Genomic DNA, 26,712 nt, shown 5'->3' with positions numbered 1-26,712 from the left:
CCTCTTTCCCGATGGCCGAGAACGGCTCTCTGGAAACAGGTTTTCACCTGTTTCGGATAGGCCGCGATGCGGCGGCCCTGAAGGTATGGCGGATCATGGCGAGGTCCGCCGCCGATAGATGAGTTAAGGAGCGACGATGGCCCAGATTCAGACGTTCAATGGCCGCAGACGCGTAAGAAAGTTCTTTGGTAAAATCCCCGAAGTCGCTGAGATGCCGAACCTCATTGAGGTTCAAAAGGCATCTTACGACCAGTTTTTGATGGTGGATGAACCCGAAGGCGGTCGCGGCGACGAAGGCTTGCAGGCGGTATTCAAGTCTGTATTCCCGATTTCGGATTTTTCCGGCTCTTCCATGCTGGAGTTTGTGAAGTACGAGTTTGAGGGACCCAAATTCGACGTTGACGAATGCCGTCAGCGCGATCTGACCTATGCGGCACCTTTGAAAGTGACGCTGCGCCTCATCGTGTTTGATATTGATGAAGACACCGGTGCAAAGTCGATCAAGGACATCAAGGAACAGGACGTCTATATGGGCGACATGCCGTTGATGACATTGAACGGCACGTTCATTGTCAACGGCACTGAGCGCGTGATCGTTTCCCAGATGCATCGTTCACCCGGCGTGTTTTTCGATCACGACAAGGGTAAGTCGCACTCGTCTGGCAAGCTCCTGTTTGCCGCACGCGTCATTCCCTACCGTGGTTCGTGGCTCGATATCGAGTTCGATTCCAAGGACGTCGTGCATGCCCGCATCGACCGCCGCCGCAAGATTCCGGCCACCAGCCTGTTGATGGCGCTTGGCATGGATCCAGAAGAAATCCTGTCGACCTTCTACAATCAGATCACCTACAAGCGTGCTGGCGATCATTGGCGCATTCCCTTCAACGTCGATCGTTTTCGTGGCCTCAAGGCGGTCACCGATCTGGTCGACGCCGATACGGATGAAGTGGTTGTCGAAGCAGGCAAGAAGATCACCGCTCGCCAGGCCAAGCAGCTTGGAGAGAAGGGCCTCAAGGCGATCAAGGCGACGGATGAAGACCTGATTGGTAATTATCTGGCGGAGGATGTCGTCAATTTTGCAACCGGCGAGGTTTACCTCGAAGCCGGTGACGAGATCGACGAGAAGACACTGAAGGTGCTGCTTGACGCCAGCGATGATGAGATCAAGATTCTCGACATCGATCATGTCAATATTGGCGCCTACATCCGCAACACACTCAACGTCGATAAGAACGAAAGCCGTCAGGAAGCACTGTTCGATATTTATCGTGTCATGCGCCCAGGTGAGCCGCCAACGCTGGAAACAGCCGAAGCCATGTTCAATTCGCTGTTTTTCGACAGCGAACGCTACGATCTGTCAGCCGTCGGTCGCGTCAAGATGAACATGCGTCTTGAACTGGACGCCGAAGACACAGTGCGTGTGCTGCGCAAGGATGACATTCTTGCTGTGGTCAAGACACTCGTCGAATTGCGCGACGGCAAGGGCGAGATCGACGACATCGACAATCTCGGCAATCGGCGCGTGCGCTCGGTTGGCGAGTTGATGGAAAATCAGTATCGCGTTGGTTTGTTGCGCATGGAGCGCGCGATCAAGGAGCGCATGTCGTCGATCGAGATCGATACGGTCATGCCGCAGGATTTGATCAATGCCAAGCCTGCTGCTGCCGCGGTTCGTGAATTCTTCGGCTCCTCGCAGCTGTCCCAGTTCATGGATCAGACCAATCCGTTGTCGGAGATCACCCACAAGCGCCGTCTCTCGGCGCTCGGGCCTGGTGGTTTGACACGCGAACGCGCTGGCTTTGAGGTAAGAGACGTTCATCCAACGCATTACGGACGTATCTGCCCGATTGAAACGCCGGAAGGCCCGAATATCGGCCTTATCAATTCGCTCGCAACCTTCGCACGCGTCAATAAATACGGATTCATCGAAAGCCCGTATCGCAAGATCGTCGATGGCAAGCTGACCAATGATGTCGTCTATCTCTCGGCAATGGAAGAAGCCAAGCATCACGTCGCGCAGGCCAATGCCGAACTCGACGGGAATGGCCGTTTTGTTGATGAATTCGTCATCTGCCGCAGCGCCGGCGAGGTGATGATGGCACCGCGTGAAAACGTGGATTTGATGGATGTGTCGCCAAAGCAGATGGTGTCTGTTGCCGCAGCACTCATTCCGTTCCTGGAAAACGATGACGCCAACCGCGCTCTGATGGGCTCCAACATGCAGCGTCAGGCCGTGCCACTGGTACGCGCTGAAGCGCCATTCGTTGGAACTGGTATGGAGCCGATTGTCGCGCGTGACTCAGGTGCGGCCATCGGTGCCCGTCGCGGCGGTATCGTCGATCAGGTCGATGCGACCCGTATCGTTATCCGCGCGACCGAAGATCTCGACCCGGGCAAGTCCGGCGTCGATATCTACCGCCTGATGAAGTTCCAGCGCTCGAACCAGTCGACCTGCATCAATCAGCGCCCGCTGGTGAAGATGGGCGATCATGTCAACAAGGGTGACATCATTGCTGATGGTCCCTCGACTGATCTTGGCGATCTGGCGCTCGGCCGCAACGTGCTCGTCGCGTTCATGCCGTGGAATGGCTACAACTATGAGGATTCGATCCTCCTGTCCGAGCGGATCGTCGCCGACGACATCTTCACCTCGATTCACATCGAGGAATTTGAGGTCATGGCGCGCGATACCAAGCTTGGGCCTGAGGAAATCACGCGCGATATTCCAAACGTCTCGGAAGAAGCGCTGAAGAATCTCGACGAAGCAGGCATTGTCTATATCGGTGCTGAAGTTCAGCCGGGCGACATTCTGGTCGGTAAGATCACGCCAAAGGGCGAAAGCCCGATGACGCCGGAAGAAAAGCTCCTGCGCGCGATCTTCGGTGAAAAGGCGTCGGATGTCCGCGATACGTCCATGCGTATGCCGCCCGGAACGTTTGGTACGATTGTCGAAGTGCGTGTCTTCAACCGTCACGGTGTGGAGAAGGACGAGCGCGCCATGGCTATCGAGCGCGAGGAAATTGAACGCCTCGCCAAGGATCGTGACGACGAACAGGCGATCCTTGACCGCAACGTCTATTCGCGTCTTGCCGATGTTCTCATTGGCAAGGAAGCGATTGCCGGGCCGAAGGGTTTCAAGAAGGGTTCGACCCTTTCGAGGGAAACGCTCGACGAATATCCGCGCTCGCAGTGGTGGCAATTTGCAGTGGAGGATGAAAAGCTCCAGAGCGAACTGGAAGCACTGCGTGGCCAGTATGACGATTCCAAAAAGGCGCTCGAACAGCGTTTCATGGATAAGGTCGAAAAGGTACAGCGCGGCGACGAGATGCCTCCTGGCGTCATGAAGATGGTCAAGGTCTTCGTGGCCGTGAAACGCAAGATGCAGCCGGGCGACAAGATGGCCGGTCGGCATGGCAACAAGGGTGTCGTGTCGCGCATTCTTCCCGTCGAGGATATGCCATTCCTTGAAGACGGCACTCATGCCGATATCGTGCTCAACCCGCTGGGTGTGCCGAGCCGCATGAATGTCGGCCAGATTCTGGAAACGCATCTGGGCTGGGCATGTTCTGGCATGGGCAAGAAGATCGGTGAGTTGATCGACGCCTATAAGGATGGAAGCGACATCAAGCCGTTGCGTGATACGCTGGAAAGCTTCATGCCAGCCAATGATCGTAACGAGCCGGTTCGCGACTACGATGATGAGAGCGTTGTTCGCCTCAGTGAACAGATGCGGCGCGGCGTTTCGATTGCAACGCCGGTGTTCGACGGTGCGCATGAGGCCGACATCAATACGATGCTGGAACAGGCGGGCCTTCACACAAGTGGCCAGTCCCAGCTCTATGATGGGCGCACAGGCGAACCGTTCGATCGCAAGGTGACGATGGGCTATATCTACATGCTCAAGCTTCACCATCTTGTCGACGACAAGATCCATGCGCGTTCGATCGGACCTTACTCGCTTGTCACCCAGCAACCATTGGGTGGTAAGGCGCAGTTCGGTGGCCAGCGCTTTGGTGAAATGGAGGTCTGGGCACTGGAAGCATATGGTGCGGCCTACACGTTGCAGGAAATGTTGACGGTGAAATCGGACGACGTTGCCGGCCGAACCAAGGTCTACGAAGCCATCGTGCGTGGTGATGATACGTTTGAAGCTGGTATTCCCGAAAGCTTCAACGTTCTCGTCAAGGAAATGCGGTCGCTGGGTCTCAATGTCGAGTTGGAGAATACCAAACTCGAAGAGCCCGAACAGCGTCTGCCGGATGCTGCCGAATAAGTTCGGCGAAAGGCGACCGCGTAATTTTTCGCGGTCGCCACGAATCTTTCGGCCAAGGCCGAGTCTCGCGGGTGACCTCCCGCATAAAATTGGAATGGGGTTTTCGAGGACCCCGCAAAGGAGAATGGCATGAACCAAGAGGTCATGAATCTCTTCAACCCGCAGGCGCCAGCGCAGGTGTTCGATTCCATCCGGTTTCGCTCGCCAGCCCTGAGAAAATCCTGTCGTGGTCCTTCGGCGAAATCAAGAAGCCGGAGACGATCAATTATCGTACGTTCAAACCCGAGCGTGACGGTCTGTTTTGCGCGCGCATTTTCGGTCCGATCAAGGATTACGAATGTTTGTGCGGCAAGTACAAGCGCATGAAGTACAAGGGCGTCATCTGCGAAAAGTGCGGCGTTGAAGTCACCTTGTCACGCGTTCGCCGTGAGCGCATGGGCCATATCGAACTTGCAGCACCTGTTGCGCATATCTGGTTCCTGAAGTCACTGCCGAGCCGCATCGGAACGCTGCTCGACATGACCTTGAAGGATATCGAACGTGTTCTCTATTTCGAGAACTACATCGTTACCGAACCCGGTCTGACAGCGTTGAAGGAACACCAGCTCCTCTCCGAAGAAGAGCATATGCTGGCCGTCGACGAATATGGTGAGGACAGCTTCACCGCCATGATTGGCGCCGAGGCGATCCACGATCTCTTGTCAGGCATGGACCTGGAAAAGATCGCGGGTGATCTGCGCACCGAACTGGCAACCACCACGTCGGAACTGAAGCAGAAGAAATTCCTGAAGCGCCTCAAGGTCGTCGAGAATTTCATGGAATCCGGCAACCGCCCGGAATGGATGATCATGAAGGTCGTGCCGGTCATTCCGCCGGACCTGCGTCCACTGGTGCCGCTTGATGGCGGCCGTTTCGCGACATCCGATCTGAACGACCTTTATCGGCGTGTTATCAACCGTAACAACCGCCTGAAGCGCCTGATCGAGCTTCGCGCTCCCGGCATCATTGTGCGCAATGAAAAGCGCATGTTGCAGGAAGCTGTTGATGCGCTGTTCGATAACGGTCGTCGTGGCCGTGTCATCACGGGTGCCAACAAGCGCCCGTTGAAGTCGCTGTCCGATATGCTGAAGGGCAAGCAGGGCCGTTTCCGCCAGAACTTGCTTGGTAAACGCGTCGATTATTCGGGCCGCTCCGTCATCGTGACGGGCCCCGAATTGAAGCTCCATCAGTGTGGCCTGCCAAAGAAGATGGCGCTTGAGCTGTTCAAGCCCTTCATCTATGCGCGCCTTGACGCCAAGGGTTACTCCTCGACCGTCAAGCAGGCCAAGAAGCTGGTTGAAAAGGAACGCCCGGAAGTCTGGGATATTCTCGACGAGGTTATTCGCGAGCATCCGGTTCTCCTGAACCGCGCTCCGACGCTGCATCGTCTTGGTATCCAGGCGTTCGAACCAACCCTCATTGAAGGCAAGGCCATCCAGCTTCATCCGTTGGTGTGCACGGCGTTCAATGCCGACTTCGATGGCGACCAGATGGCGGTACATGTGCCGCTCTCATTGGAAGCACAGCTCGAAGCGCGCGTCTTGATGATGTCGACCAACAATATCCTGCATCCTGCATCTGGCGCGCCGATCATCGTGCCGTCGCAGGACATGGTGCTTGGCCTCTATTATCTCTCGATCGTCAATCAGAACGAACCGGGCGAGGGCATGGTTTTTGCCGATATGGGTGAACTGCAACATGCCTTGGAAACCAAGGCGGTTACCCTTCATTCCAAGATCAAGGGCCGTTTCCGCACCGTCGATGCTGAAGGCAATGAAGTTTCGAAGATTTACGAGACGACACCTGGCCGCATGATCATCGGCGAATTGCTGCCCAAGAACGTTAACGTGCCTTACGAGACCGCCAATCAGGAGATGACCAAGAAAAACATCTCCAAGATGATCGACACGGTCTACCGCCATTGCGGTCAGAAAGAGACGGTTATTTTCTGCGACCGCATCATGGCGCTCGGCTTCGGTCATGCCTGCCGCGCCGGCATTTCGTTCGGCAAGGACGACATGCTTGTGCCAAACACCAAGGAGAAGCTGGTCACCGATACTGAATCGCTCGCCAAGGAATATGAGCAGCAGTATAATGACGGCCTGATCACGCAAGGTGAGAAGTACAACAAGGTCGTCGATGCATGGGCCAAGTGCTCCGAAAAGGTTGCCGATGAAATGATGGGCCGCATCAAGGCGGTCGAATTCGATGACGATGGCCGTCAAAAGCAGATGAATTCGATCTACATGATGTCGCATTCCGGTGCGCGTGGCTCGCCGACACAGATGCGCCAGCTCGCTGGCATGCGCGGCCTCATGGCCAAGCCGTCTGGCGAAATCATCGAAACGCCGATCATTTCGAACTTCAAGGAAGGCCTCACCGTGCTCGAGTACTTCAACTCGACCCATGGTGCCCGCAAGGGTCTGGCCGACACCGCCTTGAAAACGGCGAACTCGGGCTATCTCACGCGGCGTCTTGTCGACGTGGCGCAGGATTGTATCGTCAATTCGCTCGACTGCGGCACCGACAAGGGTCTTACCATGCAGCCGATCGTCGATGCCGGACAGGTCGTTGCCTCGGTTGGCCAGCGTGTGCTTGGCCGTACCTCGCTTGACGACATCCTGCATCCGGTCACCGGCGACGTGATCGTCAAAGCCGGAACGCTGATGGATGAACGCGACGTTGAACAGATTGAAAAGGCTGGCGTACAGTCGGTTCGTATCCGTTCTGCCTTGACATGCGATATCAGGACCGGCGTCTGCGCAATTTGCTACGGTCGCGATCTGGCGCGCGGCACGCCCGTCAACCAGGGTGAAGCTGTTGGCGTTATCGCGGCACAGTCGATTGGTGAGCCGGGCACCCAGCTTACCATGCGTACCTTCCACATGGGCGGCACCGCTCAGGTGGTCGACAGCTCGTTCCTTGAAGCCTCCTATGAGGGCAAGGTCGAGGTGCGTAACCGCAATGTCGTGCGCAATTCGGATGGCAATCTCGTCGTAATGGGCCGCAACATGGCGATCCTCATTCTCGACGAAGCCGGCAAGGAACGCGCCAGCCATCGTCTCACCTACGGTTCGCGTATTTTCGTTGATGATGGCGACAAGGTGAAGCGCGGTCAGCGTATCGCCGAGTGGGATCCTTACACCCGCCCGATCTTGACGGAAATCGAGGGCAGGGTGGAGTTCGAGGATCTTGTCGACGGTATTTCCGTTCAGGAAACAGCCGACGAATCCACGGGCATCACCAAGCGCGAGGTTATTGACTGGCGTTCCACGCCGCGTGGTGCGGACCTCAAGCCGGCAATGGTCGTGCAAGATGCCAAAGGCAAGGTTGGCAAGCTGTCAAAGGGTGGCGATGCTCGCTTCCTGCTTTCGGTCGAGGCAATCCTGTCGGTTGAACCTGGCAGTCAGGTCCGTCCGGGCGACGTGCTTGCACGTATCCCGATGGAAAGCGCCAAGACCAAGGACATCACCGGTGGTCTGCCGCGTGTTGCCGAATTGTTCGAGGCACGCCGTCCCAAGGATCACGCCATCATTGCGGAGATCGACGGTACGGTTCGCTTCGGTCGGGATTACAAGAACAAGCGCCGGATCGTTATCGAGCCACATGACTCGACAATGGAGGCGGTCGAATATCTGATCCCGAAGGGCAAGCCTTTCCATCTTCAGGATGGGGACGTCATCGAGAAGGGCGACTACATTCTGGACGGCAATCCGGCACCGCATGACATCCTGGCAATCAGGGGCGTGGAGGCGCTTGCTTCCTACCTCGTCAACGAAATCCAGGAAGTCTACCGTTTGCAGGGCGTGTCAATCAACGACAAGCACATTGAGGTGATCGTGCGCCAGATGCTGCAGAAGGTGGAAGTCACGGAGCAGGGCGACTCGACCTATATTCCGGGCGATCATGTCGATGTCATCGAGCTTGACGAAATCAACGAACGTCTCGTTGAGGACGGCAAGAAGCCGGCTGTCGGTCAGCCGGTTCTGCTCGGCATCACCAAGGCTTCGCTGCAGACGCCATCCTTCATCTCGGCCGCTTCCTTCCAGGAAACGACCCGCGTTCTGACGGAGGCTGCGGTTGCAGGCAAGGTCGACATGCTTCAGGGTTTGAAGGAAAACGTCATCGTGGGCCGCTTGATCCCTGCCGGTACCGGTGGTCAGATGAGCCAGATCAGGCGCATTGCCACGTCGCGCGACGAGTTGATCCTCGACGAGCGCCGCAAGTCATCTGGTGCGGAAGTCGCCGAGCCGATGTTGACCGATATGATTACGGCAGCACAGTAAGCGCTGCGATCAATATGAATAAAAGCCGCCGGAGATATCCGGCGGCTTTTTACTTTGGATCATGTAGTTAGGGTAAAGCGTGCGCGATAGGTGCCGGGGCTCAGTCGTGAAACGCCTCGACCACATTTCGCTTTCCGAGCATGAAAGCGTCGGCGACGTGGCGCAGCGGTGCCAGATCGACATCGCAGTGGCCGGCTGCCACGATCTCGGCGAAGCGTGCATAAAGTGCGCTATATTCTGCTTCAGGCTCTTCGTGGACAATCTGGGCGTCAACTGTCAGCTTCGCCCCGCCACCAGACAGCACCATTTCACCTGCCTCCGTTTGCGCGATGATGTCCCAACTTTGCGGGCCGGTCTGACGCCAGTCGAATTCCGCCGTTACCGACAATCCCTGGGACGTGCGCAATGTCATGCTGGCGGCAATCGGTGCATCTCGATTTTCGGGAAATGCCAGTTCTGCATTGGTGACGAAGAATGAAGGCAGTATATGCGTTGCGATTGAAAGCGCGTTGATGCCCGGATCAAAGACGCCAAGCCCTCCCGGTTCCCAAATCCATTCTTGATTAGGGTGCCAGCGCCGAACGTCTTCTTTCCATATGATTTTCGCCGATAGAATTTGCGTGGAAGCAAGGAATTTGCGCGCGGCCTCAACAGCCGGAGCGTAGCGGGAATGCCAACTTGCAAACAGACAAACTCCTTTCGCCAATGCCAGTGACTTCAGGTCTTCGACCTCGCTGAGCGTTGCGCCCGGCGGCTTTTCCAGAAAGACATGCTTTCGCGCCATGATCGCCTTGCGGGCTGCATCATACCTGTATTGGGGTGGCATACACAGTGAAACCGCATCGAGGTTCTCGACACTGTCCAGCATCGCCTCAATGCTCGCAAAATTCTCGATGCCATCAACCTTGCCATTGCGGCTCGCCGCGGCGACAAGGCGGTAATTGGGGTCTTTGGACAAAGCCGGAAGATGTTGGTCCCGGACAATCTTGCCGACCCCGACAATTCCGAGTCTGATGGGGAAATTGTCTGAAGTCATCAAGAATACACCCGCATGATGAAAGATGATCCGTTCTATCAGGCTGCAAAGGGCCGGTAATGCGTGAGACGATGGTCAAACAAGACCAGATCGCTGCGAAATTGCCGCCTCAGAATGGTTCGTTGAATGTTACGATAGAGACTTCTCCCTCCAGTGCGCCCTGAAAGGCCGAGATATGTGGTTCTTCGTCCGGTTCGCCTTCCATATCGCCAATCTGGTCGAGTTCGGCTTCGGCGTATCCCTCGGCCGCCAGTGATTCGAGCGCGCGTCTCACCGCAGAATCATCGTCCGGCGCGATCAACATGACATGAACACCTTCCGGTTCACCGCCTTTGCGCTTCCAGACCCTGCCGGTAATAATTGTAACGGGCCGCTCGTCACTATCGGACATGTATTGATTCCCTTTGTCGGCGAGTGCATGTTGTCGGCGGCCTTGTCGCACGAAAAAGCGCCTTTCGACAATCAAAGCCGGTCATTTTCTTCCCCGGAACCTCGCTGCCGCGAACGATAATTACATTGATGCGGGCTGTCGGTCGTTCTGTTCGGTGTCAGTGCGATAATTGACGCTTCGGGGTTGACGAGGTGCGGGCATGCGAGTAGAAGCCGCCAAGTCTGGACCGATGTGAGATTTTCTTTTCCAAGGCGACACGCTTTGGAGTTTATCTCAAACAAGGTTCGTTTTACGAGCGAAAAGACATTTCCGGCACGCATGAAGCGGTTATCGCTTCCTCTGCACTTTGTTCGGGCAGGATCGCGATTTGCGATTTGTGGCCCGAATTTGCGTATGGGAATCGCACTTGAAGCTGCCCAAATGGGCTTGAGACCCAAATGGGCTTGAGACACGGAATTGAGAGACAAGAGGGTTTAATGCCTACCGTCAACCAACTGATACGCAAGCCGCGCCAGGCGCCGGCAACGCGCAACAAGGTCCCGGCCATGCAGCAGAATCCGCAGAAGCGGGGTGTCTGCACGCGCGTATATACAACGACGCCGAAGAAGCCGAACTCAGCATTGCGTAAGGTTGCCAAGATCCGCCTCACCAATGGGTTCGAGGTGATCGGTTATATTCCTGGTGAAGGGCATAATCTCCAGGAGCATTCCGTGGTCATGATCCGCGGCGGCCGCGTGAAGGATCTTCCCGGCGTTCGTTATCACATCATCCGTGGTGTGCTTGACACACAGGGCGTGAAGAACCGCAAGCAGCGTCGTTCCAAATACGGTGCCAAACGTCCGAAGTAGGGCGTCCGAAGTAAGGGTTTTCCGGCTCTGGCGTTTCATGTGAATGCGCCGGGCTACGAGATTGAGAGACAAAAGCAATGTCGCGTCGTCACAGTGCAGAAAAGCGTGAGATCAATCCGGATCCGAAATTCGGAGATCTCATCGTCACGAAATTCATGAACGCCGTTATGTATGACGGTAAGAAGTCGATCGCCGAAACCATCGTTTACGGTGCGTTCGATCAGGTCGAGGGCAAGACTAAGCAGGAGCCGGTCACCGTGTTTCATCAGGCGCTTGAGAATGTTGCGCCGCATGTTGAAGTGCGTTCGCGCCGTGTCGGTGGTGCAACATATCAGGTTCCCGTCGATGTTCGTCCCGAGCGTCGCCAGGCCCTTGCTATTCGCTGGCTGATCACTGCCGCGCGCAATCGCAACGAAACGACGATGGTTGAGCGCCTTTCCGGCGAGTTGATGGATGCGGCCAACAACCGCGGCACGGCTGTGAAGAAGCGTGAAGACACCCACAAAATGGCGGAAGCCAACCGCGCTTTCGCGCACTACCGCTGGTAAGAGCGCGAACAAGAGTTAGAGGCACCATCCCATGGCCCGCGAATACAAAATCGAAGACTACCGCAATTTCGGTATCATGGCGCATATCGACGCCGGCAAGACGACGACCACCGAGCGCGTCCTCTATTACACGGGCAAGTCGCACAAGATCGGTGAAGTCCATGACGGCGCGGCCACCATGGACTGGATGGAGCAGGAACAGGAACGCGGCATAACCATCACGTCGGCTGCGACGACGACCTTCTGGAAGGGTCGCGACGGCAAGATGCGCCGCTTCAATATCATCGACACGCCCGGCCACGTTGATTTCACCATTGAAGTCGAGCGTTCATTGCGCGTTCTCGACGGCGCGATTGCGCTGCTTGATGCTAATGCTGGTGTCGAGCCGCAGACGGAAACTGTCTGGCGCCAAGCCGACAAGTATCGCGTCCCGCGCATGATCTTCTGCAACAAGATGGACAAGATCGGTGCGGATTTCTACCGCTCGGTTGAGATGGTCGGTTCGCGTCTTGGCGCGCATGCCGTTGTCATGCAGCTTCCGATTGGTGCCGAGTCCGAATTCAAGGGTGTTGTTGATCTGGTCGAGATGAATGCGCTGGTGTGGCGCGATGAATCTCTCGGCGCTGCCTGGGACATCGTGGAAATCCCCGCCGACCTCAAGGATCGGGCTGAGGAGTATCGCGAGAAATTGATTGAAGCCGCTGTCGAGATGGACGAGACGGCGCTTGAAAATTATCTCGAAGGCAAGATGCCTGACAATGACGAGATCCGCGCTTTGATCCGCAAGGGCACCATTGCGGTGAAATTCTTCCCGATGTTCTGCGGCTCTGCCTTCAAGAACAAGGGCGTCCAGCCTTTGCTTGATGCTGTTGTCGAGTTTCTTCCATCGCCGCTCGATGTCCCTGCCATCAAGGGGATCGATGCGAAGACGGAAAACGATATCGAGCGCCATGCAGACGACGATGAGCCAATGTCGATGCTCGCCTTCAAGATCATGAACGATCCATTCGTTGGCTCGCTCACCTTCTGCCGCATCTATTCGGGCAAGGTCGTCAAGGGCGCATCGCTCGACAATACGGTAAAGGGCAAGAAAGAGCGCATCGGTCGCATGCTTCAGATGCATGCCAATTCGCGTGCCGATGTGGATGAGGCTTTCGCAGGCGATATTGTGGCGCTTGCCGGTCTCAAGGACACGACCACTGGCGACACACTTTGCGATCCGCTGCACCCGGTCATTCTTGAGCGTATGGAGTTCCCCGATCCGGTCATCCAGATCGCGATCGAGCCCAAGACCAAGAACGATCAGGAAAAAATGGGCCTGGCGCTGCATCGTCTTGCGGCTGAGGATCCATCATTCCGCGTCAAGACTGACGAAGAGTCCGGCCAGACCATTATTGCCGGCATGGGCGAGTTGCATCTCGACATTCTCGTTGACCGTATGCGCCGCGAATTCAAGGTCGAGGCCAATATCGGTGCGCCGCAGGTGGCTTATCGCGAAACGATCACCCGCACGCATGAGCAGGATTACACGCACAAGAAGCAGACCGGCGGTACTGGCCAGTTCGCGCGTGTCAAGATTATCTTCGAGCCCGATCCGGAAAGCAGCGAATTTCAGTTCTCGTCGAAGATCGTCGGCGGTGCCGTGCCGAAGGAATATATCCCGGGCGTGGAAAAGGGTATTGGGAGCATCATGTCTTCCGGTCCATTTGCCGGGTTCCCGATGATCGGCGTCAAGGCGACGCTCATCGATGGTGCCTACCATGATGTTGACTCCAGCGTGTTGGCATTTGAAATCGCCGGTCGTGCCTGTTTCCGTGAAGCAGCGCCGAAATTGGGTGTGCAGTTGCTCGAACCGATCATGAAGGTCGAGGTCGTCACCCCTGAAGATTATGTCGGTGATGTAATCGGCGATTTGAATTCTCGTCGTGGGCAGATTCAGGGCACTGAAGCCCGTGGTGTTGCAACCGTTGTCAATGCGATGGTGCCACTCGCCAACATGTTCAAATATGTCGACAATCTGCGTTCGATGTCGCAAGGCCGCGCCCAGTACTCGATGCAGTTCGATCATTATGAGCCGGTCCCGACAGTGGTCGCTCAGGAAGTTCAGAAGAAATACGCGTAATCCCCGACGGGTTGCAAAAGCAGATCAATTCAACGCCCTGGTGGGCAGCTAGGAATGGAGACCTCACATGGCAAAAGGTAAATTTGAGCGTAATAAGCCTCATGTGAACATTGGCACGGTTGGTCATGTTGACCACGGCAAGACGTCGTTGACGGCAGCGATCACGAAGTATTTTGGTGAGTTCAAGGCTTACGACCAGATTGACGCGGCTCCTGAAGAAAAGGCGCGCGGCATCACGATTTCGACGGCGCATGTTGAGTATGAGACGCCGGCGCGTCACTACGCCCATGTCGATTGCCCGGGCCATGCTGACTATGTGAAGAACATGATCACGGGTGCAGCACAGATGGACGGCGCGATCCTGGTTGTTTCGGCAGCCGATGGCCCGATGCCCCAGACGCGTGAGCACATCTTGCTGGCGCGCCAGGTTGGCGTTCCCGCCATTGTCGTTTTCCTGAACAAGGTTGATCAGGTTGACGATGCCGAATTGCTTGAACTTGTCGAACTTGAGGTTCGCGAGCTTTTGTCGAAGTACGAATTTCCTGGCGATGACATTCCGATCATCAAGGGTTCGGCGCTTGCTGCCCTTGAAGATTCGAACAAGGAAATCGGCGAGGACGCGATCCGCAAGCTGATGGAAGCGGTTGATGCTTACATTCCCACGCCGGAGCGTCCGATTGACAAGCCGTTCCTGATGCCGATCGAAGACGTGTTCTCGATTTCGGGTCGTGGCACGGTTGTCACGGGTCGCGTTGAGCGCGGCATCGTCAAGGTTGGCGAGGAGCTTGAGATTGTCGGCATTCGCGACACGTCGAAGACGACCTGCACGGGCGTTGAGATGTTCCGCAAGCTGCTTGATCAGGGTCAGGCTGGCGACAACATTGGCGCGCTGTTGCGTGGTGTTGACCGTGAGGGTGTTGAGCGTGGTCAGGTTCTGGCCAAGCCGGGCACTGTGAAGCCGCACAAGAAGTTCAAGGCGGAAGCTTACATTCTGACGAAGGAAGAGGGTGGGCGTCATACGCCGTTCTTCACCAACTATCGTCCGCAGTTTTATTTCCGCACGACGGACGTGACGGGCATTGTCAGCCTGCCGGAAGGCACCGAGATGGTGATGCCTGGTGATAACATCACGGTTGATGTTGAACTGATTGTGCCGATTGCCATGGAAGAGAAGCTTCGCTTCGCTATCCGCGAAGGTGGCCGCACCGTTGGCGCCGGCATCGTCGCCTCCATCGTCGAATAAGTAAAACAACCGATCTGTCGCGGGCGCGGTTAGCCCGCGCCGCGCCAGAACAAGGAATTGACGCATGAACGGACAGAATATCCGAATTCGCCTCAAGGCGTTCGACCATCGTGTGCTCGACGCTTCGACGAAGGAAATCGTGTCGACGGCCAAGCGCACTGGCGCCAATGTCCGCGGCCCGATCCCGCTGCCGACGCGAATTGAGAAATTCACGGTCAACCGGTCGCCACATGTCGACAAGAAGAGCCGTGAACAGTTCGAGATGCGCACACATAAGCGGCTGCTCGATATTGTGGATCCGACCCCTCAGACGGTCGATGCGCTGATGAAGCTCGATCTTGCTGCCGGTGTGGACGTCGAGATCAAGCTTTAAGGAACAAGAGGCATGAAGGAGCCTAGGCTCCGACAGGCAACTCTAGAGGAACGAACTGATGCGTTCAGGTGTGATTGCAAAGAAGGTGGGAATGACCCGCATCTATAATGATGCAGGTGAGCATGTTCCCGTCACCGTTCTCCAGATGGAGAACTGCCAGGTCGTTGCGCAGCGCACGCAGGAGAAGAACGGCTATACAGCCGTGCAGCTCGGCGTTGGCTTGGCCAAGGTGAAGAATACATCCAAGGCGATGCGCGGCCATTTCGCGACCGCTTCGGTCGAGCCCAAGGCGAAGGTTGCCGAATTTCGTGTCTCCGCCGACAATCTCATTGATGTCGGTGCCGAGATCACGGTCGAGCATTTCGTGGTCGGTCAGAAGGTTGACGTGACGGGCACCACGATCGGTAAGGGTTTTCAAGGCGTTATAAAGCGCCATCACATGGGTGGCGGTCGCGCTTCGCATGGTAACTCGGTGTCTCACCGTTCGCATGGTTCGACCGGCCAGCGTCAGGATCCGGGCAAGGTGTTCAAGGGTAAGCACATGGCTGGCCATCTTGGCGATGTTCGCGTCACCACGCAGAATGTTGAAGTTGTTTCAACCGATACGGATCGCGGTCTTATCCTGATCCGTGGCGCTGTTCCGGGTTCCAAGGGTGCCTGGATATTGGTACGTGATGCCGCCAAGGTTGCGCTTCCGGACAATGCACCGAAGCCTGCTGCGGTTCGCGCTGCCAGCAACGAGGCTCCGGCCAGCGAGGGAGCGGAATAATGGATATCAAGATCTCCACACTTGGCGGCAAGGATGCCGGCAAGGTAAAACTCTCCGATGAGATTTTCGGCCTTGATCCTCGCGAAGACATTTTGCAGCGTGTGGTGCGTTGGCAGTTGGCAAAGCGCCAGCAGGGCACGCACAAGACACTGACCCGCGCCGAAATTTCCCGCACCGGCGCGAAGATGTACAAGCAGAAAGGCACGGGCCGTGCCCGTCACCATTCAGCGCGCGCCCCACAGTTCCGTGGCGGTGGCAAGGCTCATGGCCCAGTTGTACGCAGCCATGAGCACGATCTTCCCAAGAAGGTCCGCGCACTTGGGCTCAAGCACGCATTGTCGGCGAAAGCCAAGAGCGCATCGATCATCGTCATTGACGAGTTGAAGCTGTCCGAGGCCAAGACGAAGGCGCTGGTTGCCAATTTTGCGGCACTCGGTCTGACCAACGCTCTGCTGATCGGCGGTTCGGAGTTGGATAACAACTTCAAGCTTGCTGCAACCAACATCCCCAATGTTGATGTGCTGCCAATTCAGGGCATCAACGTTTATGACATTATGCGCCGCGGCACGCTGGTCCTTTCAAAGGCAGCCGTCGAGGCTCTCGAGGAGCGCTTCAAATGACCGACCTTCGTCATTACGATGTCATCGTGAGCCCGGCGATCACCGAAAAGTCCACAATGGCTTCTGAATATAATCAGGTGGTGTTCAATGTGGCTCGAAAGGCGACCAAGCCGGAGATCAAGGCAGCGGTCGAGGCGCTGTTTGGTGTCAAGGTAACCGCCGTCAACACACTGGTACGCAAGGGCAAGGTCAAGCGCTTTCGCGGGACGATCGGTCGCCAGGGTGATGTCAAAAAAGCAGTTGTGACACTGGTTGACGGTCAGTCGATCGACGTCGCGACAGGCCTCTGATACGGACGGCGAGGACAACAACAATGGCACTTAAAAAATACAATCCGATCACGCCGAGCACGCGCCAACTGGTCATCGTTGACCGGTCGGGCCTGTATAAGGGCAAGCCGGTGAAGGGTTTGACCGAAGGTCTGACCAAGTCGGGCGGGCGTAACAATTACGGGCGCATCACTGCACGTTTTATCGGTGGTGGACATAAGCGTTCTTATCGCATCATTGACTTCAAGCGTCGCAAGTTTGATGTCGTTGGCACCGTTGAGCGCCTCGAATACGATCCCAACCGGACCGCGTTCATCGCGCTGATCAAGTATGAAGATGGCGAGTTGAATTACATTCTCGCACCTCAGCGTCTCGCGGTCGGCGACAAGGTCGTGGCTGGCGCATCGGCTGACGTGAAGCCAGGCAATGCAATGCCGCTGTCGGCCATGCCGGTTGGCACCATCGTTCACAATATTGAGCTCAAGCCGGGCAAGGGTGGCCAGGTCGCCCGTTCGGCAGGTGCATATGCCCAATTGGTTGGTCGTGATCAGGGAATGGCGATCCTTCGCCTGAATTCCGGCGAGCAGCGTGTTGTGCACGGCTCTTGCATTGCAACTGTTGGCGCTGTGTCCAATCCGGATCACGGCAACATCAATGACGGTAAGGCAGGTCGTACGGTTTGGCGTGGCAAGCGTCCGCACAATCGCGGCGTGACCATGAACCCGGTCGATCATCCGCACGGTGGTGGCGAAGGCCGCACCTCGGGTGGCCGCCATCCAGTCAGCCCCTGGGGCAAGCCAACCAAGGGCAAGAAGACGCGGTCCAACAAGGCGACCGATAAATTCATCCTGCGCTCGCGTCATCAGCGCAAGAGCTAAGAAGAGGTAACGCCCAAGTGACTCGTTCTATTTGGAAAGGCCCCTTCATCGACGGCTACCTTTTGAAGAAGGCAGACAAGGTTCGTGAAGGTGGTCGTAGTGAGGTAATCAAGATGTGGAGCCGCCGTTCCACCATCCTGCCGCAGTTTGTTGGCCTCACCTTTGGTGTCTACAACGGCCAGAAGCATGTTCCCGTCTCGGTAAATGAGGACATGGTCGGTCACAAATTCGGTGAGTTCGCTCCAACCCGGACCTATTACGGTCATGGCGCGGATAAGAAGGCGAAGAGGAAATAGTCATGGGCAAGGCCAAAGCTCCGCGCAGGCTTGCTGACAACGAGGCGCGTGCCGTATTGCGCACCATTCGTATCAGCCCGCAAAAGCTCAATCTCGTTGCTGCGCTTATTCGCGGCAAGAAGGTTGCGACTGCACTGAACGATCTTGAATTTTCGGCGAAACGGATTTCGGGAACCGTCAAGAAGACGCTCGAGTCCGCGATCGCCAATGCGGAAAACAATCACGACCTCGACGTTGACGCCTTGGTCGTTGCTGAGGCCTTTGTCGGCAAGTCGATTGTCATGAAGCGCTTCCACGCTCGTGGCCGCGGTCGTGCCAGCCGTATCGAGAAGCCGTTTTCGCACCTCACGATCGTCGTTCGTGAAGTCGAAGAAAAAGTGGAGGCCGCATAATGGGTCAGAAAATCAATCCAATCGGTTTCCGCCTCGGCATTAACCGCACTTGGGATTCCCGCTGGTATGCAAATACCGGAGAGTACGGCAAGCTTCTGCATGAAGACATCAAGATCCGCGAGTATATCGAAAAGGAACTCAAGCAGGCTGCCATCTCCAAGGTGGTGATCGAGCGTCCGCACAAGAAATGCCGGATCACGATCCATGCTGCGCGTCCGGGCCTCATCATTGGCAAGAAGGGCGCCGACATCGAGAAGCTTCGCCGCAAGCTGACCGACATGACCAAGTCGGAAACGCACCTGAATATCGTTGAAGTCCGCAAGCCGGAAATCGACGCGACATTGGTTGCCCAGTCGATCGCCCAGCAGCTTGAGCGCCGTATCGCGTTCCGTCGCGCCATGAAGCGCGCTGTTCAGTCGGCAATGCGTCTTGGCGCGGAAGGCATTCGCATCAATTGCGCCGGTCGTCTCGGCGGTGCGGAAATCGCGCGTATGGAATGGTACCGCGAAGGTCGTGTGCCGCTTCACACTCTGCGTGCTGACGTCGACTACGGTACGGCTGAAGCGCAAACCGCATATGGCATTTGCGGTGTAAAAGTCTGGGTATTCAAAGGCGAAATCCTTGAGCATGACCCTATGGCTTCCGAACGCCGCGCCACTGAAGGCGATGCACATCCTGGCGAACGCGGCGGTGGACGCCGGCGCGAAAACGCCTGAGCAAACTGAGAATTTGGAGCAAGTAAGATGCTGCAGCCAAAGCGCACTAAGTTCCGCAAGCAGTTCAAAGGCCGTATCCACGGCGCTGCCAAGGGCGGCACCAATCTGGATTTCGGCGGATTTGGACTGAAGGCGTTGGAACCAAACCGCGTCACCGCACGTGAGATCGAGGCGGCTCGCCGTGCGATCACGCGTGAAATGAAGCGCGCTGGTCGTGTCTGGATCCGTATTTTCCCGGATTTGCCCGTTACCGGCAAGCCGACGGAAGTTCGTATGGGTAAAGGCAAGGGCGCGGTTGACTATTGGGCGGCGCGCGTCAAGCCGGGTCGCATCATGTTCGAGATCGACGGCGTGTCCGAAGAAATTGCCCGTGAGGCGTTGCGCTTGGGCGCGGCGAAGCTCTCGGTGCGTACCCGCTTCGTGCAGCGCATCGCAGAATAAGGAAGAGCTGAGATGAAAGCCGAAGATATTCGCACCAAGACCCCCGATCAGCTCACCGATGAGTTGTCGGGCTTGAAGAAAGAGCAGTTCAACCTGCGCTTCCAGAAGGCAACGGGCCAGCTTGAGAAGACCGCACGCGTCAAACAAGTCCGCCGTGACATTGCACGCATCAAGACCATCGCCGCTGAAAAAGCTGCGGCCAAGAAGGCTTAAGGACGAAAACCATGCCAAAGCGCATCCTGCAGGGCACTGTCGTCAGCGACAAGAATGAGAAGACGGTTGTCGTCAAGGTCGAGAGGCGTTTCACGCATCCCGTCATGAAGAAGACAGTGCGCATGTCGAAGAAGTACAAGGCGCATGACGAAAACAATGCCCACAAGGTAGGCGATCAGGTGTCGATTCAGGAATCGGCTCCAGTCTCCAAGGACAAGCGCTGGGTCGTCATATCGTCGGACCAGGCATAACAATCGAATTTTGGACAGACCGGGGAGGGGCTAAGACCCATCCCGATGTAAAAGAAGAAGGCGGCCAGTCATGATTCAGATGCAAACAAACCTCGACGTGGCGGATAATTCCGGCGCACGTCGTGTCATGTGCATCAAGGTGCTGGGCGGCTCGAAGCGGAAATATGCTTCCGTTGGCGACATCATCGTGGTGTCGATCAAGGAAGCCATTCCGCGCGGCCGCGTGAAGAAGGGTGATGTCATGAAGGCGGTTGTTGTTCGCACCGCCAAGGATATTCGCCGTTCAGATGGCAGCGTGATCCGTTTCGACAAGAACGCAGCCGTTCTTGTCGATAATAAAAAGAGCCAGTTGGCACGCGTATTTTCGGACCGGTTCCGCGCGAACTTCGTGCAAAGAACCATATGAAGATCATCTCGCTTGCGCCTGAAGTGCTGTAAGGAGCCGGAACAATGCAGAAGATCCGTAAAGGCGACACGGTCGTCGTTCTGGCTGGCAAGGACAAGGGCCGCTCTGGCGAAGTCCTTTCGGTGCAGCCAAAAGAAGACAAGGCTTTGGTGCGTGGCGTCAATCTGATCCGCCGTCATCAGAAACAGAGCCAGACTCAAGAAGGTGGTATCATCACCAAGGAAGCTCCGATCCAGTTGTCGAATGTTGCATTGGCCGACCCGAAGGACGGCAAGCCGACCCGCGTCGGCTTCAAATTCGAGAAGGACGGTAAGAAGGTGCGCTTTGCCAAGCGCTCGGGAGAAACCATCAATGGCTAAGGCTCAAAACACACAAGCCACGGCTCAGAACACGCCGCGCCTGAAGAAGGTCTATAACGAGACCATCCGCCAGGCCCTGTTGGAGCAGTTCAAGTACGGCAACGAGATGCAGGTTCCCCGCATCGACAAGATCGTTCTTAACATGGGCGTTGGTGAAGCAACGGCTGACTCGAAAAAGCCGACGATCGCCGCTGAAGATCTTGCGATGATTGCCGGGCAGAAGCCGGTTGTCACGCGTGCCCGCAAGTCGATTGCCGGCTTCAAGGTTCGTGAGCAGATGCCAATTGGCGCCAAGGTCACGTTGCGCAAGGAACGCATGTATGAGTTTCTTGACCGTCTTGTGAATATTGCACTACCGCGCGTCCGCGATTTTCGTGGGCTAAATCCGAAGAGCTTCGACGGCCGTGGCAACTATGCCATGGGTATCAAGGAGCACATCGTGTTTCCGGAGATCAACTACGACAAGGTTGATCAGATCTGGGGCATGGACATCATCGTTTGTACGACTGCGAAGACGGATGATGAAGCCAGAGCGTTGCTCAAGGCCTTCAACTTCCCCTTCCGCCAGTAACGGCAGCGAGCAAAGGAAACTCTGAAATGGCAAAGACCAGCTCAGTCGAGAAGAACAAGCAGCGCCGCAAGCTTGTGGATCAGTATGCTGAAAAGCGTAAAGCTCTCAAGGCCATCGTCATGGATCAATCCAAGCCGATGGAAGATCGCTTTCGTGCGCAGTTGAAGCTTTCAGCATTGCCGCGCAATTCGGCTCGTATTCGCATCCGTAACCGGTGCGAAGTGACCGGACGTCCGCGGGCATATTATCGTAAATTGAAGGTGTCGCGTATCGCGCTCCGTGATCTCGGCAATAGCGGCCAGATCCCGGGCCTGGTCAAGTCGAGCTGGTAAGGAGGATACGAGATGTCATTGAGCGATCCTCTCGGCGATATGCTTACCCGCATTCGCAATGCATATGGTCGTAAGAAGTCGTCGGTTTCAACGCCTGCTTCCCGGTTGCGTGCCCGTGTTCTCGACGTGTTGAAGACGGAAGGCTACATTCGCGATTATAGCCAGACGGACTTCGATAGCGGTAAGTCGGAAATCGAAATCGAACTGAAATATTTCGATGGTGCTCCTGTGGTGCGTGAAATTTCGCGTGTCTCAAAGCCTGGCCGGCGCGTTTACGTCTCGGCAAAATCGATTCCGCATATTGCGAACGGTTTGGGTATTGCCATTCTTTCAACGCCGAAAGGCGTTATGGCAGACCATGAAGCGCGTGAGCAGAATGTCGGCGGCGAAATTCTCTGTCAGATATTCTAGTCTGGTGCACGGCCAAACAGAGGGTTATGCCCTTTATCTGTAACGGCCGTGTTTGATAGCAGAGACCTGAAACAAGAAAAGTGACGAGGACAACATCATGTCTCGTATTGGAAAAAAGCCCGTTTCGGTACCGCAAGGTGTGACAGCGACACTTGACGGTCAAACCGTGACTGCCAAGGGCCCGAAGGGTGAACTGAAGTTCGTCGTCAACGACGAAGTTCTGGTAACCTTGGAAAACGGCGAAATCTCCGTTCAACCGCGCGATCAGTCAAAGGTTGCGCGCTCGAAATGGGGCATGTCGCGCACGCAGATCGTCAATATCCTGACGGGTGTCACCAACGGTTTTGAACGCAAGCTCGAAATCACCGGCGTCGGCTATCGTGCCGCAATGCAGGGCAAGAACCTGCAACTGGCGTTGGGTTTCAGCCATGACGTCGTTTACGAAACGCCAGAGGGCGTAACAATTGCTGTTGGCAAGCCGACGGAAATCAGTGTAAGCGGCATCGACAAGCAGCAGGTTGGCCAGGTGGCCGCCGAAATCCGCAGAATATCGTCCACCAGAGCCCTACAAGGGCAAGGGTGTACGTTATGCGGGCGAAAAGGTCTTCCGCAAGGAAGGCAAGAAGAAGTAGTTTTAACGCCACGGGGCGCTGTCGCGGGAGGTTCTGCCTACCGCATATGGCCGCCCCCGTTTTTCAAGGCAAGGAATAGATCATGGCTTCGAAGGAAACCACCCAGCGCCGTTCGGCGCGCGTCCGCCGTCAAATAAAGGCAGTTGCGAATGGGCGTCCCCGCCTTTCGGTACACCGCACGTCAAAGAACATCTATGTTCAGGTCATCGACGATGCGAAGGGGCAGACACTCGCAGCCGCATCGACACTTGAAAAGGACATCAAGGGTTCGCTCAAGACCGGCGCAGACACTGCGGCGGCCAGTGCCGTTGGCAAGTTGATTGCCGAGCGGGCAACGAAAGCGGGCGTCAAAGAGGTTGTATTTGACCGCGGTTCGTACATTTTTCACGGGCGCGTCAAAGCCTTGGCCGATGCCGCTCGTGAGGGTGGTCTGAGCTTCTAGAATTCACCGCAAGGCCTCGCTAAGGGGTCGGCATTTTTCAACCCGTGCTTCCGGAAAAGAATAAGGAACTAGGATAATGGCACAAGAACGTAGGGATGGCGGCCGTGGCCGTGATCGCGATGAGCGCGACGACGGGATCGTTGACAAGCTCGTACATATCAATCGTGTTGCCAAGGTCGTAAAAGGTGGCCGTCGCTTCGGCTTTGCGGCGCTCGTAGTTGTCGGGGACCAGAAGGGCCGCGTTGGCTTTGGTCATGGCAAGGCGCGCGAAGTGCCAGAGGCAATTCGCAAGGCAACCGAATCGGCAAAGCGCGACATGATCTTTGTGCCGCTGCGCTCAGGCCGCACATTGCACCATGACGTTGAGGGTCGCTGGGGAGCTGGTCGTGTTCTCCTTCGTGCAGCCAAGCAGGGTACCGGCATCATTGCAGGCGGTCCCATGCGTGCTGTCTTCGAGACGCTGGGAATGCATGATGTGGTTGCCAAGTCGATGGGCTCGTCCAACCCGTACAACATGATCCGCGCCACATTCGACGCGCTGAAGACCCAGATGCATCCCAAGGATGTTGCTGCTGCGCGTGGCATCAAGTATTCGACACTTCAGGCCCGCCGCGGTTCCGCCGTAGCGGCTGAAGAATAGTCGGCATGGACCAGGGATATTGACCATGGCCAAGAAAGCTACAAAGACAATCACCGTTGAGCAGATCGGTTCGCCGATCCGCCGGCCCAAAGAGCAGCGTGCCACGCTGGTCGGCTTGGGGCTGAACAAGATGCACAAGCAGCGCACGCTGGAAGACACCCCTTCGGTGCGCGGCATGATCGCAGCTGTCAGCCACCTCGTCCGCGTCGTGGACGAGGCCTGAGCCATAGCGCAGGAGAAGCACCATGAAATTGAACGATCTGCGTGATAATGACGGCGCGACGCATTCAAGAAAGCGTCTTGGCCGTGGTATCGGCTCTGGCACCGGCAAGACCGGCGGTCGAGGCGTCAAGGGCCAGAAATCGCGGTCCGGCGTTTCCGTAAATGGCTTTGAGGGTGGCCAGATGCCACTTTATCGTCGCCTGCCAAAGCGCGGTTTCAACAACATCTTCGCCAAAAGCTTCGCAGTTGTGTCGCTGGGCCGTATTCAGACGGCGCTTGATGCAAAGAAGCTCGACGCCAAGGAAGCCGTGACTGCGGATACCTTGCTGAAGGCTGGCGTTATCCGTCGCATCAAGGATGGCGTTCGCATTCTCTCCGACGGCGACATCAAAACCAAGTTGACATTCGACGTTGCCGGCGCTTCCAAGGCCGCTATCGAGAAGATCGAAAAGTCTGGCGGAACGATCAAGCTGCCGGCACCTGCTGCCAGCGAATAAATTCTCTCCAGGCGGCTGCTCCAGGGTGGCCGCTTGCATATTGGCCAAGCCGAGCCTATTTCGGGGTTACGGTGATACGCGCCGCCCGAAGCGGGCCTCCCGCGTCATCTAGCGGAGAAACAACAATGGCTTCGGCTGCTGAACAACTAGCCTCCAATCTTAATTTCGCGGCCTTTGCCAAGGCTGAAGACTTGAAGAAGCGCATCTGGTTTACGCTCGCTGCGCTGTTCGTCTATCGGCTTGGCACCTATATTCCACTTCCTGGCATCAATCCGGAAGCCTTCGCTCAAGCGTTCCAGCAGCAGAGCGGCGGTGTTCTGGGCATGTTCAACATGTTCGCCGGTGGTGCTGTCGAGCGCATGGCTATCTTTGCGCTCGGTATCATGCCCTACATTTCTGCATCGATTATCATGCAGTTGATGACGTCGGTTATTCCTTCGCTTGAAACCTTGAAGAAGGAAGGCGAACAGGGCCGCAAGATCATCAACCAGTACACCCGCTATGGAACAGTCCTGCTTGCCGTGGTTCAGTCATACGGCATTTCTGTTGGCCTTGAAGGTGGTGCCAATATCGTCACTCAACCTGGCGTTTTCTTTCAGGTATCGACTGTCATTACGCTGACTGGCGGAACAATGTTCCTGATGTGGCTTGGTGAGCAGATAACGGCTCGCGGTATCGGCAACGGTATCTCGCTTATTATCTTCGCCGGTATCGTGGCCGGCATGCCTCACGCAATCGCCGGAACACTTGAATTGAGCCGCACAGGTGCGTTGTCGACGGGCGTCGTCCTGGCAATCATGGTGCTTGCCGTCGCCGTGATCGGGCTGATGGTGTTTGTCGAGCGTGCGCAACGCCGGCTGCTGATCCAGTATCCCAAGCGCCAGGTTGGCAACCGGATGTTCCAGGGTGATACGTCGCACCTGCCATTGAAGCTCAATACCGCCGGTGTCATTCCGCCAATTTTCGCGTCATCCTTGTTGCTCCTGCCAGCTACGCTTGCCGGTTTCTCCAACACGACCAATTTGCCGTCTTGGGCTGCAACCGTGCTATCGGCGCTTGGTCATGGCCAGCCGCTATACATGCTGTTCTATGGCAGCATGATTGCGTTCTTCACATTCTTCTACACAGCCATTGTTTTCAATCCGACGGATACGGCCGATCAGCTCAAGAAACATTCCGGTTTCATACCGGGCTATCGGCCCGGCGAACGAACAGCCAGCTATATCGACTATGTCTTGACGCGCATCACGGTCGTCGGAGCCATTTATCTGGTGCTGATTTGCCTGCTGCCGGAATATCTGATCGCCGCTACCGGTGTGCCCTTCTACCTTGGTGGTACTTCGCTTCTCATCGTTGTCAGTGTAACACTTGATACTGTTGCGCAGATTCAGGGTCACCTGATTGCGCATCAGTATGAAGGCTTGATCAAGAAGTCGAAGTTACGCGGGGGTAAGCGAGGCAAATGAGGCTGATACTGCTCGGTCCGCCCGGAGCGGGCAAAGGTACGCAAGCACATAGACTGGTCGACAAATATAGCATACCGCAACTTTCAACGGGCGATATGCTGCGCGCGGCCGTCAAGGCGCAAAGCGAAGTCGGCAAGCGTGCCAAGGCGGTAATGGACGCGGGCAAACTGGTATCCGACGAGATCGTCAATGACATCGTCTCAGAGCGCATTGACGGGGACGACGCCAAAAATGGTTTCATTCTCGACGGTTTTCCACGCACTTTGGCGCAAGCTGACGAACTGGGGGCCATGCTGACCCGGAAGGGGCTGGCTCTCGATGTCGTGATCGAGATGAAAGTGGATGACGATGTTTTGGTGGAGCGCGTTTCTGGGCGCTACACCTGCGCCAAATGCGGTGCGGGTTATCACGACACTTATTTGAAGCCGAGCGTGCCAGGCGTATGTGACAAGTGCGGCTCGCATGAATTCAAGCGGCGCCCCGACGACAATGCCGAGACATTGCGAACGAGATTGCAGGCTTATTACAAGGAAACCTCGCCTTTGATCGGCTATTACTATGCCAAGGGAATGCTCAAGAGCATCGACGGCATGGGCGAGATTGATGCGGTGACTGCAGAAATTGAATCGCTTCTTAAATCTGCGGGCAAGCCGAGATAGACATTTAGGCTTGACTGGAGCAGGGCGCTGGGGTATGGCGGCCCGTCTCCCTGTCAGGCATGAGGTTTGCT

At 56.2% G+C, this 26,712-nt stretch carries 28 protein-coding genes and 3 pseudogenes; 29 read left to right on the top strand and 2 right to left on the bottom strand.

Features of this window, described 5'->3' with window-relative positions; translation table 11 throughout:
- Positions 1 to 136: 136 nt before the first annotated feature.
- On the top strand, positions 137 to 4,273 hold the full coding sequence (rpoB, locus tag AC0L7S_RS18255) for a DNA-directed RNA polymerase subunit beta (protein WP_473472300.1): 4,137 nt from the start codon (positions 137 to 139) through the stop codon (positions 4,271 to 4,273).
- Positions 4,274 to 4,402: 129 nt separating this feature from the next.
- Positions 4,403 to 8,598 (top strand): annotated as a pseudogene (gene rpoC / locus AC0L7S_RS18250) (DNA-directed RNA polymerase subunit beta').
- A 100-nt stretch (positions 8,599 to 8,698) separates the two neighbouring features.
- On the opposite strand, the gene AC0L7S_RS18245 reads toward rpoC, so the two are convergent.
- Complete coding sequence (locus tag AC0L7S_RS18245) at positions 8,699 to 9,634, bottom strand: Gfo/Idh/MocA family protein (RefSeq protein WP_473472299.1); 936 nt, start codon at positions 9,632 to 9,634, stop codon at positions 8,699 to 8,701.
- A gap of 109 nt (positions 9,635 to 9,743) precedes the next feature.
- On the bottom strand, positions 9,744 to 10,025 hold the full coding sequence (locus AC0L7S_RS18240) for a transcriptional regulator (RefSeq protein ID WP_473472298.1): 282 nt from the start codon (positions 10,023 to 10,025) through the stop codon (positions 9,744 to 9,746).
- Positions 10,026 to 10,501: 476 nt separating this feature from the next.
- Between AC0L7S_RS18240 and rpsL the strand changes: the two genes are divergently transcribed.
- From rpsL to AC0L7S_RS18105, 27 genes and pseudogenes are all read left to right on the top strand, one after another.
- Complete coding sequence (rpsL, locus tag AC0L7S_RS18235) at positions 10,502 to 10,873, top strand: 30S ribosomal protein S12 (protein ID WP_106775706.1); 372 nt, start codon at positions 10,502 to 10,504, stop codon at positions 10,871 to 10,873.
- A gap of 77 nt (positions 10,874 to 10,950) precedes the next feature.
- On the top strand, positions 10,951 to 11,421 hold the full coding sequence (gene rpsG, locus AC0L7S_RS18230) for a 30S ribosomal protein S7 (RefSeq protein ID WP_473472297.1): 471 nt from the start codon (positions 10,951 to 10,953) through the stop codon (positions 11,419 to 11,421).
- Positions 11,422 to 11,452: 31 nt separating this feature from the next.
- The gene (fusA, locus tag AC0L7S_RS18225) at positions 11,453 to 13,543 is read left to right on the top strand and encodes an elongation factor G (RefSeq protein WP_473472296.1); all 2,091 of its coding nucleotides are present in this window, start codon (positions 11,453 to 11,455) and stop codon (positions 13,541 to 13,543) included.
- 67 nt (positions 13,544 to 13,610) lie between these two features.
- Positions 13,611 to 14,786 (top strand): elongation factor Tu, encoded by a 1,176-nt coding sequence (gene tuf / locus AC0L7S_RS18220; protein WP_473472295.1) that lies wholly within the window; start codon positions 13,611 to 13,613, stop codon positions 14,784 to 14,786.
- Between the two features lie 64 nt (positions 14,787 to 14,850).
- Complete coding sequence (gene rpsJ / locus AC0L7S_RS18215) at positions 14,851 to 15,159, top strand: 30S ribosomal protein S10 (protein WP_010909272.1); 309 nt, start codon at positions 14,851 to 14,853, stop codon at positions 15,157 to 15,159.
- 58 nt (positions 15,160 to 15,217) lie between these two features.
- A complete protein-coding gene (gene rplC / locus AC0L7S_RS18210) occupies positions 15,218 to 15,928 on the top strand; it encodes a 50S ribosomal protein L3 (RefSeq protein WP_473472294.1) in 711 nt (236 codons plus the stop codon).
- Positions 15,928 to 16,548, top strand: a complete 621-nt coding sequence (rplD, locus tag AC0L7S_RS18205; protein ID WP_473472293.1) for a 50S ribosomal protein L4 — start codon at positions 15,928 to 15,930, stop codon at positions 16,546 to 16,548. Before rplC ends, rplD begins: the two co-directional genes overlap by 1 nt.
- Complete coding sequence (locus AC0L7S_RS18200; RefSeq protein ID WP_473472292.1) at positions 16,545 to 16,838, top strand: 50S ribosomal protein L23; 294 nt, start codon at positions 16,545 to 16,547, stop codon at positions 16,836 to 16,838. The genes rplD and AC0L7S_RS18200 overlap by 4 nt, the downstream gene beginning before the upstream one ends.
- 23 nt (positions 16,839 to 16,861) lie before the next feature.
- Positions 16,862 to 17,695: a 50S ribosomal protein L2 gene (gene rplB / locus AC0L7S_RS18195; protein WP_473472291.1), complete on the top strand. Its 834-nt coding sequence runs from the start codon at positions 16,862 to 16,864 to the stop codon at positions 17,693 to 17,695.
- A gap of 17 nt (positions 17,696 to 17,712) precedes the next feature.
- Positions 17,713 to 17,991, top strand: coding sequence for a 30S ribosomal protein S19 (gene rpsS, locus AC0L7S_RS18190; RefSeq protein WP_056101454.1), 279 nt, complete (start codon positions 17,713 to 17,715; stop codon positions 17,989 to 17,991).
- A 2-nt stretch (positions 17,992 to 17,993) separates the two neighbouring features.
- Positions 17,994 to 18,383: a 50S ribosomal protein L22 gene (gene rplV / locus AC0L7S_RS18185; protein ID WP_473472290.1), complete on the top strand. Its 390-nt coding sequence runs from the start codon at positions 17,994 to 17,996 to the stop codon at positions 18,381 to 18,383.
- The gene (rpsC, locus tag AC0L7S_RS18180) at positions 18,383 to 19,099 is read left to right on the top strand and encodes a 30S ribosomal protein S3 (RefSeq protein ID WP_473472289.1); all 717 of its coding nucleotides are present in this window, start codon (positions 18,383 to 18,385) and stop codon (positions 19,097 to 19,099) included. Before rplV ends, rpsC begins: the two co-directional genes overlap by 1 nt.
- A gap of 27 nt (positions 19,100 to 19,126) precedes the next feature.
- Positions 19,127 to 19,540 carry a 50S ribosomal protein L16 gene (gene rplP / locus AC0L7S_RS18175; protein WP_473472288.1) on the top strand — a complete coding sequence of 138 codons (414 nt, stop codon included), beginning with the start codon at positions 19,127 to 19,129 and terminating at the stop codon, positions 19,538 to 19,540.
- A 12-nt stretch (positions 19,541 to 19,552) separates the two neighbouring features.
- Positions 19,553 to 19,753: a 50S ribosomal protein L29 gene (gene rpmC / locus AC0L7S_RS18170; RefSeq protein WP_473472287.1), complete on the top strand. Its 201-nt coding sequence runs from the start codon at positions 19,553 to 19,555 to the stop codon at positions 19,751 to 19,753.
- A gap of 11 nt (positions 19,754 to 19,764) precedes the next feature.
- Positions 19,765 to 20,004 (top strand): 30S ribosomal protein S17, encoded by a 240-nt coding sequence (rpsQ, locus tag AC0L7S_RS18165; RefSeq protein WP_473472286.1) that lies wholly within the window; start codon positions 19,765 to 19,767, stop codon positions 20,002 to 20,004.
- Positions 20,005 to 20,074: 70 nt separating this feature from the next.
- Positions 20,075 to 20,442, top strand: a pseudogene (rplN, locus tag AC0L7S_RS18160) (50S ribosomal protein L14).
- 12 nt (positions 20,443 to 20,454) lie between these two features.
- Entirely contained in the window at positions 20,455 to 20,769 is a 315-nt protein-coding gene (gene rplX / locus AC0L7S_RS18155; protein WP_473472285.1) for a 50S ribosomal protein L24, read from the top strand.
- Positions 20,762 to 21,340 carry a 50S ribosomal protein L5 gene (gene rplE / locus AC0L7S_RS18150; protein ID WP_473472284.1) on the top strand — a complete coding sequence of 193 codons (579 nt, stop codon included), beginning with the start codon at positions 20,762 to 20,764 and terminating at the stop codon, positions 21,338 to 21,340. Before rplX ends, rplE begins: the two co-directional genes overlap by 8 nt.
- Before the next feature lie 26 nt (positions 21,341 to 21,366).
- Positions 21,367 to 21,672 carry a 30S ribosomal protein S14 gene (gene rpsN / locus AC0L7S_RS18145; RefSeq protein WP_473472283.1) on the top strand — a complete coding sequence of 102 codons (306 nt, stop codon included), beginning with the start codon at positions 21,367 to 21,369 and terminating at the stop codon, positions 21,670 to 21,672.
- A gap of 12 nt (positions 21,673 to 21,684) precedes the next feature.
- Entirely contained in the window at positions 21,685 to 22,083 is a 399-nt protein-coding gene (rpsH, locus tag AC0L7S_RS18140; protein ID WP_473472282.1) for a 30S ribosomal protein S8, read from the top strand.
- Between the two features lie 97 nt (positions 22,084 to 22,180).
- A pseudogene (gene rplF, locus AC0L7S_RS18135) lies at positions 22,181 to 22,715 on the top strand (50S ribosomal protein L6).
- 82 nt (positions 22,716 to 22,797) lie between these two features.
- The gene (gene rplR, locus AC0L7S_RS18130; RefSeq protein ID WP_473472281.1) at positions 22,798 to 23,157 is read left to right on the top strand and encodes a 50S ribosomal protein L18; all 360 of its coding nucleotides are present in this window, start codon (positions 22,798 to 22,800) and stop codon (positions 23,155 to 23,157) included.
- A gap of 76 nt (positions 23,158 to 23,233) precedes the next feature.
- Positions 23,234 to 23,797, top strand: a complete 564-nt coding sequence (gene rpsE, locus AC0L7S_RS18125) for a 30S ribosomal protein S5 (protein WP_473472280.1) — start codon at positions 23,234 to 23,236, stop codon at positions 23,795 to 23,797.
- A gap of 25 nt (positions 23,798 to 23,822) precedes the next feature.
- Positions 23,823 to 24,020 (top strand): 50S ribosomal protein L30, encoded by a 198-nt coding sequence (rpmD, locus tag AC0L7S_RS18120; RefSeq protein WP_473472279.1) that lies wholly within the window; start codon positions 23,823 to 23,825, stop codon positions 24,018 to 24,020.
- Positions 24,021 to 24,042: 22 nt separating this feature from the next.
- Positions 24,043 to 24,516, top strand: a complete 474-nt coding sequence (gene rplO / locus AC0L7S_RS18115; RefSeq protein WP_473472278.1) for a 50S ribosomal protein L15 — start codon at positions 24,043 to 24,045, stop codon at positions 24,514 to 24,516.
- A 125-nt stretch (positions 24,517 to 24,641) separates the two neighbouring features.
- Positions 24,642 to 25,982 (top strand): preprotein translocase subunit SecY, encoded by a 1,341-nt coding sequence (secY, locus tag AC0L7S_RS18110; protein WP_473472277.1) that lies wholly within the window; start codon positions 24,642 to 24,644, stop codon positions 25,980 to 25,982.
- Entirely contained in the window at positions 25,979 to 26,641 is a 663-nt protein-coding gene (locus AC0L7S_RS18105) for an adenylate kinase (RefSeq protein WP_473472276.1), read from the top strand. Before secY ends, AC0L7S_RS18105 begins: the two co-directional genes overlap by 4 nt.
- Positions 26,642 to 26,712 lie beyond the last annotated feature (71 nt).

This window comes from Mesorhizobium sp. G2-6-1, from assembly GCF_055809095.1.
The sequence above is the reverse complement of the archived record's forward strand: the minus strand, read 5'-3'. Positions and strand labels throughout refer to the sequence as shown.

Coding starts and splice junctions, on each gene's coding strand:
- rpoB (WP_473472300.1), top strand. CDS start 137: ATGGCCCAGATTCAGACGTTCAATGGCCGCAGACGCGTAAGAAAGTTC.
- AC0L7S_RS18245 (WP_473472299.1), bottom strand. CDS start 9,634: ATGACTTCAGACAATTTCCCCATCAGACTCGGAATTGTCGGGGTCGGC.
- AC0L7S_RS18240 (WP_473472298.1), bottom strand. CDS start 10,025: ATGTCCGATAGTGACGAGCGGCCCGTTACAATTATTACCGGCAGGGTC.
- rpsL (WP_106775706.1), top strand. CDS start 10,502: ATGCCTACCGTCAACCAACTGATACGCAAGCCGCGCCAGGCGCCGGCA.
- rpsG (WP_473472297.1), top strand. CDS start 10,951: ATGTCGCGTCGTCACAGTGCAGAAAAGCGTGAGATCAATCCGGATCCG.
- fusA (WP_473472296.1), top strand. CDS start 11,453: ATGGCCCGCGAATACAAAATCGAAGACTACCGCAATTTCGGTATCATG.
- tuf (WP_473472295.1), top strand. CDS start 13,611: ATGGCAAAAGGTAAATTTGAGCGTAATAAGCCTCATGTGAACATTGGC.
- rpsJ (WP_010909272.1), top strand. CDS start 14,851: ATGAACGGACAGAATATCCGAATTCGCCTCAAGGCGTTCGACCATCGT.
- rplC (WP_473472294.1), top strand. CDS start 15,218: ATGCGTTCAGGTGTGATTGCAAAGAAGGTGGGAATGACCCGCATCTAT.
- rplD (WP_473472293.1), top strand. CDS start 15,928: ATGGATATCAAGATCTCCACACTTGGCGGCAAGGATGCCGGCAAGGTA.
- AC0L7S_RS18200 (WP_473472292.1), top strand. CDS start 16,545: ATGACCGACCTTCGTCATTACGATGTCATCGTGAGCCCGGCGATCACC.
- rplB (WP_473472291.1), top strand. CDS start 16,862: ATGGCACTTAAAAAATACAATCCGATCACGCCGAGCACGCGCCAACTG.
- rplV (WP_473472290.1), top strand. CDS start 17,994: ATGGGCAAGGCCAAAGCTCCGCGCAGGCTTGCTGACAACGAGGCGCGT.
- rpsC (WP_473472289.1), top strand. CDS start 18,383: ATGGGTCAGAAAATCAATCCAATCGGTTTCCGCCTCGGCATTAACCGC.
- rplP (WP_473472288.1), top strand. CDS start 19,127: ATGCTGCAGCCAAAGCGCACTAAGTTCCGCAAGCAGTTCAAAGGCCGT.
- rpmC (WP_473472287.1), top strand. CDS start 19,553: ATGAAAGCCGAAGATATTCGCACCAAGACCCCCGATCAGCTCACCGAT.
- rpsQ (WP_473472286.1), top strand. CDS start 19,765: ATGCCAAAGCGCATCCTGCAGGGCACTGTCGTCAGCGACAAGAATGAG.
- rplX (WP_473472285.1), top strand. CDS start 20,455: ATGCAGAAGATCCGTAAAGGCGACACGGTCGTCGTTCTGGCTGGCAAG.
- rplE (WP_473472284.1), top strand. CDS start 20,762: ATGGCTAAGGCTCAAAACACACAAGCCACGGCTCAGAACACGCCGCGC.
- rpsN (WP_473472283.1), top strand. CDS start 21,367: ATGGCAAAGACCAGCTCAGTCGAGAAGAACAAGCAGCGCCGCAAGCTT.
- rpsH (WP_473472282.1), top strand. CDS start 21,685: ATGTCATTGAGCGATCCTCTCGGCGATATGCTTACCCGCATTCGCAAT.
- rplR (WP_473472281.1), top strand. CDS start 22,798: ATGGCTTCGAAGGAAACCACCCAGCGCCGTTCGGCGCGCGTCCGCCGT.
- rpsE (WP_473472280.1), top strand. CDS start 23,234: ATGGCACAAGAACGTAGGGATGGCGGCCGTGGCCGTGATCGCGATGAG.
- rpmD (WP_473472279.1), top strand. CDS start 23,823: ATGGCCAAGAAAGCTACAAAGACAATCACCGTTGAGCAGATCGGTTCG.
- rplO (WP_473472278.1), top strand. CDS start 24,043: ATGAAATTGAACGATCTGCGTGATAATGACGGCGCGACGCATTCAAGA.
- secY (WP_473472277.1), top strand. CDS start 24,642: ATGGCTTCGGCTGCTGAACAACTAGCCTCCAATCTTAATTTCGCGGCC.
- AC0L7S_RS18105 (WP_473472276.1), top strand. CDS start 25,979: ATGAGGCTGATACTGCTCGGTCCGCCCGGAGCGGGCAAAGGTACGCAA.